Source organism: Coprobacillus sp. AF33-1AC (assembly GCF_003475785.1).
Lineage (GTDB): Bacteria > Bacillota_I > Bacilli_A > Erysipelotrichales > Coprobacillaceae > Faecalibacillus.
Map to the genome: position 1 here is coordinate 1 of NZ_QRQB01000043.1, position 7112 is coordinate 7112.

At 30.4% G+C, this 7112-nt stretch carries 10 protein-coding genes; 2 read left to right on the top strand and 8 right to left on the bottom strand.

Annotated elements, in window-relative coordinates; genetic code table 11:
* Nucleotides 1-81: 81 nt before the first annotated feature.
* Together DWZ53_RS10885 and DWZ53_RS10890 are read right to left on the bottom strand one after the other, a co-directional pair.
* Nucleotides 82-351, bottom strand: coding sequence for a GNAT family N-acetyltransferase (locus DWZ53_RS10885; protein ID WP_199589211.1), 270 nt, complete (start codon nucleotides 349-351; stop codon nucleotides 82-84).
* 54 nt (nucleotides 352-405) lie between these two features.
* Nucleotides 406-741 carry an HTH domain-containing protein gene (locus DWZ53_RS10890; RefSeq protein WP_158568250.1) on the bottom strand — a complete coding sequence of 112 codons (336 nt, stop codon included), beginning with the start codon at nucleotides 739-741 and terminating at the stop codon, nucleotides 406-408.
* 302 nt (nucleotides 742-1043) lie between these two features.
* Between DWZ53_RS10890 and DWZ53_RS10895 the strand changes: the two genes are divergently transcribed.
* Nucleotides 1044-1643 (top strand): YitT family protein, encoded by a 600-nt coding sequence (locus tag DWZ53_RS10895; RefSeq protein ID WP_118434191.1) that lies wholly within the window; start codon nucleotides 1044-1046, stop codon nucleotides 1641-1643.
* Between the two features lie 111 nt (nucleotides 1644-1754).
* The gene (locus tag DWZ53_RS10900; protein WP_118434192.1) at nucleotides 1755-3035 is read left to right on the top strand and encodes an amidohydrolase family protein; all 1281 of its coding nucleotides are present in this window, start codon (nucleotides 1755-1757) and stop codon (nucleotides 3033-3035) included.
* A 47-nt stretch (nucleotides 3036-3082) separates the two neighbouring features.
* Here the strand turns inward: DWZ53_RS10900 and DWZ53_RS10905 are convergent, their stop codons facing one another.
* From DWZ53_RS10905 to DWZ53_RS10930, 6 genes are all read right to left on the bottom strand, one after another.
* Complete coding sequence (locus DWZ53_RS10905; RefSeq protein ID WP_118434193.1) at nucleotides 3083-4405, bottom strand: replication-associated recombination protein A; 1323 nt, start codon at nucleotides 4403-4405, stop codon at nucleotides 3083-3085.
* 29 nt (nucleotides 4406-4434) lie between these two features.
* Complete coding sequence (locus tag DWZ53_RS10910; RefSeq protein ID WP_118434194.1) at nucleotides 4435-5055, bottom strand: L-2-amino-thiazoline-4-carboxylic acid hydrolase; 621 nt, start codon at nucleotides 5053-5055, stop codon at nucleotides 4435-4437.
* Between the two features lie 5 nt (nucleotides 5056-5060).
* A complete protein-coding gene (locus DWZ53_RS10915; protein WP_118434195.1) occupies nucleotides 5061-5936 on the bottom strand; it encodes a ribokinase in 876 nt (291 codons plus the stop codon).
* Nucleotides 5937-5954: 18 nt separating this feature from the next.
* The gene (locus DWZ53_RS11555; protein WP_118434198.1) at nucleotides 5955-6026 is read right to left on the bottom strand and encodes an L-2-amino-thiazoline-4-carboxylic acid hydrolase; all 72 of its coding nucleotides are present in this window, start codon (nucleotides 6024-6026) and stop codon (nucleotides 5955-5957) included.
* A gap of 44 nt (nucleotides 6027-6070) precedes the next feature.
* On the bottom strand, nucleotides 6071-6535 hold the full coding sequence (locus tag DWZ53_RS10925) for an L-2-amino-thiazoline-4-carboxylic acid hydrolase (protein ID WP_118434196.1): 465 nt from the start codon (nucleotides 6533-6535) through the stop codon (nucleotides 6071-6073).
* Nucleotides 6536-6805: 270 nt separating this feature from the next.
* Nucleotides 6806-7000 carry a cupin domain-containing protein gene (locus DWZ53_RS10930; protein WP_118434197.1) on the bottom strand — a complete coding sequence of 65 codons (195 nt, stop codon included), beginning with the start codon at nucleotides 6998-7000 and terminating at the stop codon, nucleotides 6806-6808.
* Nucleotides 7001-7112 lie beyond the last annotated feature (112 nt).

Sequence of the window (7112 nt, forward strand, 5' to 3'; positions counted from 1 at the left end):
AAGAAAATTATGTTTTTTCTATTGATTTTTCATAGTAGGTCTCCTTAGCAAATTCCAATAATTTTTTATATAAAGCAAGTCCTACTTTTTTGATCGATATTCCTCTACAACAAAGAATTTTTTTAAAATAGCATAATGCTTATCCTTCATCATTAAACCAATCGTTCCTACTACTTTATCATCAGATAAGGCAACCCAAAATTGTCCTCCATTATCACAATAACTCTGTGTTATATCAAGTAAATCAGGTTGTTCATTAAGCGATAAATTTATCTTTGCCTCTTTATTTTGAATATTAAGAATAAGCTCAATAATCTCATGACGATACCTTTCGTTATATGTCTCTATCAACAAAATTATCACCCCATATTTTTATTGATAACTTTTTCATAAAAAACATTCCCTTTATTTAGTCATTTTTGCACTCATTTCTGACTTAACCCAATCATTTTTCTCTATTAAATACTTTTTAATCCTATCTTCCCTTTCATTAACACTCAAAACAAAATAATCTTGAAAAGATCGATAAGAATCACTTAAATTAATAAATTCTTCATCATTATTAATAATAAGTTTTATCCCGTGCGAAGGTTTTACCTCAATATAATTGGCTGTTACTTTCATATCGTCATTTATTAACTTAATATCTTTTAAAATAGTTTTTGTACTTACATTGCATAAAGCACTTAAACTTTTTGATGTAACATATTCCCCTGCTTCTTTTAAATATTTTAATATCATATAATTTCTATTATTCATAACGATATTATAATATCACATATGATAAACTGTCCACATCCATTTATCTCTTTGCTATTTCAAAATTACTTCGGGCAATAATAATTTAACTTTTCTTTAATGAAATTTAATATATTTGTTTAAAACATATTGACATTTACCATCTGTATACTATTATTATGAATAATAAATAGCCTGTCTCGGCACAATGAAGACTATAGATTTTTCTGTTTCTGAACATAACAGATTGTCTATAGTCTTTTTTATTAGAAATTACTAAATTCAAATAAAAGGAGACTATAACAATGACTAAAACAGAATGGATAAAAAAAATAACAATCATCGTGATTGGGTCAATTACAGCAGCTTATGGTATTACCCTTGCATTGTATGCAGGATTTGGAGGCGCAACTCTTGCAGTTTTGTGGCAAGGAATTTCTAAGACATTTCATGTAAGCATAGGAATGGCAACTCTAATCGTTGCCTTAGCTATGCTTATATTCGTATTTTTCTATGACAGATCACAAATACATATCGGCACGATACTTTATCAGATTGTATATAGCCTCTGTGTGGATATATTTGCAAAGACACATGTGTATAGTACGCATTTATGGGTGAATGCACTGATTATGTTGTCAGGAGTCATAATTTTTGCAATCGGAACAGGATTTTATGTTGCAGCCTCACTAGGGCGTGGTTCCTATGAAGCATTAACTTTTGCTCTTGCAAAGAAAAATGGCTGGCAAGTCAAAATAGTACGAATAATACTAGATACTGCAATAGTGATTGCTGGTGTTTTATTAGGTGGAAAGGTTGGCATATGTACAATTGTAACAATCATTATCTCAGGACCAGTTATTCAGCTTACATCAATAAAAACAAAAGAAATTTTTAAAATATAATCGTCAAATTATTTGTTATTGATTTTATATTTGTTCTTAACAAACATCAATTGACACTGACTTATCTCTATATTATATTGAAATTATACAATACAAACAGGAGGTCCTTAAATGTCACTTATTGCTTATAAAAATGCTAACATTTTAGATGGTACAAAAAATATGATGTTACAAGAAAATAAAACTATTCTTGTAGAAGATAATATTATTAAAGAAATCATAAATAATGAAGATATTCCAAATAATACAAAGATAATTGATTTGAGTGGTCGATATGTTCTTCCCGGTCTTATTAATTTACATTGTCATTTGCCAGGTAGTGGTAAACCAACAAATGTTTCTAAAACAAATTCTAATCAATCTATTAACAAACTATTAGCTAATCCACTAGGTAGATATATTATTAAAAAGTTATGTTATAATTATGCAAAAACGGAATTATTGAGTGGTGTAACGACTATGAGAACTGTGGGTGGTTTAGATACAATTGATTCCCAAATTCGTGATGAAATCAATTCAGGTAAAATTATTGGTCCCCATATTTTAGCCGCCAATAAAGCCATTTCTGTTCCCGGTGGACATATGGCAGGTCTTTTAGCATATAGCGCCACTTCCAGCGATGAAGCAAGATTATATGTAGATAAGATTGCCCAAGCAAAACCTGATCTAATTAAATTAATGATTACTGGTGGTGTTCTTGATGCTGATGAAACCGGTGTGCCTGGTGCTATGAAAATGACAGAATCACAAATTGAAGCAGCTTGTAAAAGAGCGCATGAACTTGGATTTTATGTAGCAGCACATGTTGAATCAAGCGAAGGAGTAAAAGCCGCCCTTGTTAATGGAGTTGATACAATTGAACATGGAGCCACTTTAGATGATGAACTGATTCATCTTTTTAAAGAAAAAAAGGCAAAACTTATCTGTACCATTTCACCTGCTATTCCTATGAAACTATTGGATTCAAATATGATGCCTGATGAAAGATATCAAATTAATGGTACAATTGTATGTGATGGTATTATTTCAGCAGCTAAAACTGCTCTAGAAAATGGTATTCCTGTAGGTCTAGGAAATGATGTTGGATGTCCTTATGTTACACATTATGACTTTTGGCGTGAATTAGTCTATTTTAATAAATATGTTGGCGCAAGCACTAAAGAAACGCTTCATATCGCAACTCAAGGAAATGCTAAGATTGTTGGTTTGGACAATACCCTTGGAACGATTGAACCAGGAAAACAAGCAGATATGATCGTTTTAGATAAAAAACCTTTACTTAATCTTAAGTACCTTAAAAATGTTTCTATGGTTATAAAAGATGGAAAAACAGTTAAAGGAAAACTAAAAAAGAATAAAGAAATTGATCAATTGTTAGATAGTATTATTTAACAAACTAAAAAGAAGTATTATAAGTGAACATAAATACTTCTTTTTTATTACCTCGTTTTTAAATTATTATTCAAATAATCTAAAAACGTTTGGATTCTTTTTTCATTACCAATTTGTGATAAATCAAAATAATGTCTTTGTGATAACTGCTCTGGCATACATTTCTTTCCAGAATAATGATAAGGAAATGCATGGATATTATCCATACCTACTCCTCTTCCTAATTTATGAGCATTTTTATAACTTGCATCTTGTAAAAAAGGGGGAATGGGTACATCAGTTGAGTTTTGAGCATCATCCATAGCCATACTTATTCCTTTGGAAACTGTGTCAGACTTAGGAGAGCAACATACATATAAAGCAGCATGCGCTAATATTTTTGCTGATTCAGGCATTCCAATTCTTTCTATAGCTAAAAGTGCACTTGTAGCTACATTAAGTGCTTGTGAATTAGCAAGACCAATATCTTCACTGGCACATACACAAATTCTTCTAGCAATATATTTAATATCTTCTCCCGCTATAAGCATTCTAGCTAAATAATATAATGTAGCATCAGGATCAGTATGTTTCATAGATTCAATAAAAGCAGAAATAGCATCATAATGATGATCACCATCTTTATCATATTTTATCGCTTTTTTTTGAATACATTCTTCTGCTACAGCAAGTGTAATGTGAATATTGCCAGCTTTATTTTTATCTGTTGTCAAATAAGCTATCTCTAAAGCATTAAGAACACTTCTGGCATCACCACTAGCCATATCTGCAAGAAACATCTTTGCTTCTTCATCTATCATGATACTTTCATTTCCAAGACCTCGCTTTTGATCACTGAGCACCCGCTCAATTAAAGTGATTAAATCTTGTTTTTCTAATGGTTTTAATTCAAATATTTGACATCTAGAAAGTAAGGCATTATTAACTTCAAAATAAGGATTTTCTGTTGTCGCTCCAATTAAAATAACAATGCCATCTTCTACAAAAGGTAGTAAATAATCTTGCTGTGTTTTATTAAAGCGATGAATTTCATCAATGAACAAAATCGTCCCTTTATGATAGGCACTTTGATTAAATTTAGCTTCTTCAATTATTTTTTCTACATCTTTAATACCTGCATTTGTTGCATTTAATTTGCAAAAATGAGAATTGGTTGTATTAGCAATAACTCTTGCGATGGTTGTTTTTCCTACTCCTGGTGGACCATACAAAATAATCGATCCTAGTCTATCTGCTTTAATGGCTCGATATAATAATTTATTTTTTCCTAATATATGCTGTTGTCCAACAATCTCATCAATATTATGAGGACGCATTCTACTAGCAAGAGGCAACTTATTTGTATCATCATTCATATCAAACAAATTCATTTTTATTCTATCTCCTCTATTTTAACTACTTATTTTTTTATCTTTGTCACATGAAAATCACAACAGTTATCTCCTTGTGCCAAAGTCTTTGTACGATGTAATTGACCACCTTCATTTTTATAATTTCTTTCATCCATGTTGCATAAACAAGGAACAAATTCAAAACAATTTTCTCTTTTCCCTAATTTACAAATACCACATTTTGTATAAGTATTATAGAATTCATCAATTCCTTTTTCATAATGAAATTTCCAGTCAAGTTCATATTTTAGTGTTTGACCGGCTATGCTTTCTTTGACTTTCTTGTCTTGTACCTTATCTGTAAATAATGTGCATTTTTTATTTTTATGAGCATTTACCATAAAAGATGACTCAAAAACTGCATCAACCATCTTATTAACAACGTCGGGATTAATTTTATCAGGTCTAGCTTTATGTAAAGAAAAAACAAAAGCAGCTATATAAAGATTCATTTCTAATGAGCTACCACCTATATCCGGTGTTCTTAAAAGCATTTCTTTATATTCTTTTTTTACTGCTTTTTTATATTTTTTCATATCCATTTCAGGATAAATGATTGCAAGCCTAGCCAAAGCTGGTTTAAAACATAATAACTCTACTGCTTTTGCATAAATTCCATATTTTAACACTTTTATCACCTACTTACTTCTTCATAATGAGGGATTGAGTCTGTTGCCCCAAATCTTGTAACCGCAATAGCACTGGCTTTAGTAGCTAATTGTAATGTATCTAGTAAAGGCATGTTTTCTACAATCCCTCTAACAAAGTAACCAATATAAGTATCTCCGGCACCTGTTGTATCAACAGCCTCCACACTCATCGCTTTTACTTTTATATCATCTTTGTCTGTTAAAACTCTGCTTCCTTCTTTTCCCATAGTAAAAAGAATATGCGTACAAGGATATTTTTGTTTTAAGGCTTTAAGAATTGTTTCTTCATTTTCTTCACCACTTAAAGCAGCTCCTTCAGTTTCATTAACAATTAACCAAGTCACTTTATCAATTGGATAGTTTAGAATTTCATCATCATATGGTGCTGCATTAAAAAAGATTTTCATTCCTTTTTCATAACTACGTTCAATAATGTAAGGAACATTATTGATTTCATTTTGTAATACAATTATATCGTCTTTTGAAAAACGAGATAAAACTTCATCTATATATTCATATGAGATAGCTTTATTAGTACCACCATACAAAAGAATATGATTTTGTCCACTTTGATCCACTTCTATAATAGCGTGTCCTGTAGGTTTATCTGAGATTTTCAAATAATCAATATGAACTTTCTTTTCATCAAGCGTTTCTTTAAGCAAACTTCCATCATGACCTATCATTCCCGCAAAATAAGTTTCATTTCCCGCTAGTGCCATCGCAATAGCCTGATTAACACCCTTTCCACCACACTTTATAGCATAGTCAAGACAACTTTGTGTTTCTCCTGGCGCTGTAAAGTGATCTACTTTATATACATGATCCAAATTAGCGGATCCAAAACATAATACTTTCATTGTTACCTCCATCATTACTTATTTTTTAAAAAAATGAAAATCACAACAATCTCCACCATAACCTAATGTTTTTGTCCGTGTAAATCCTATTTTTTAAGACCTCCATATGTTACATCATCAACATCACAAAACAATCAACATAGTTCTAAACAACCATTTTCGTCGCAAGCTGTATGCCAAAGACATTTTTTTATTGTTACATCAAAATAATCTTTGCCATGTTTTTGTTTACTTTCTTGTAAATCAGTAGTACGCATAATTTTAAGAAATATATGACTATAGATGTGATAAAATCCTGGTACTAATTCCATTTTTGCCGTTGATAAATGCTTTTTATAAGCCACTTTATTCATCATATATTTTTTCATATACTGATATCCATCTTCCTTGGTCAAGTCTTCTAACAAAACTTTATATAATGCTATACGTGGTAGAATGGTTTGAATAAGTGTTTTCATCTGTTTTTTAGACTTATTTGTTGTATTTTCAATAAGTTCACTAAGTATTTTTTCCTGTCGAATAAACAGTTCATCACCCTTATTTTGATTAAATTCTTCAATCAAAAATAACTTAATTTGTTTTTGTTGTTTAATTTTCATTATGTTGCACCTCTTTAATGCCAACAATCCTTTTGACAACTTTATTATAACTCTTATCGCAAGAAAAAGAAGTATTCATACTTCTTACAAAGTTCAAATACTTCTCTAGATATCTCATAAAAGTTATTACTAACGTTTTGAGAATTCCAAGCTCTTATAAAACAAGGACTTAGCATTGATTTTGTTGCATACGAGTTGCATTGCCAAAACATCTTAAATCTCTTATATGATATTAAATAATCTAAATCAGTAATTATCTTGCTATAAAAACTATACCAATTCCCTATTCCCATGTGACTTTGGCATTGAAACTACAATAAATTCAATTTCATTATCAGATGCATTACTCATTTGATGTACTTCCATAGGAGAAACTTCAATTCCAGTTCTTTCTTTAAACTTTACTGTTTCATCTTTAAACTTCATTTTTGCTTCTCCAGAAAGAATATAAAAAACTGTTTTGATTTATGATGAAAGTGCATATCTTCTTCTGTATGCGGTGGCATTTTCTCTACTTACAACCTTCATAATGGATTGTCAACACTTTTTTGGACACTTTTTATGAGAACGCACGATA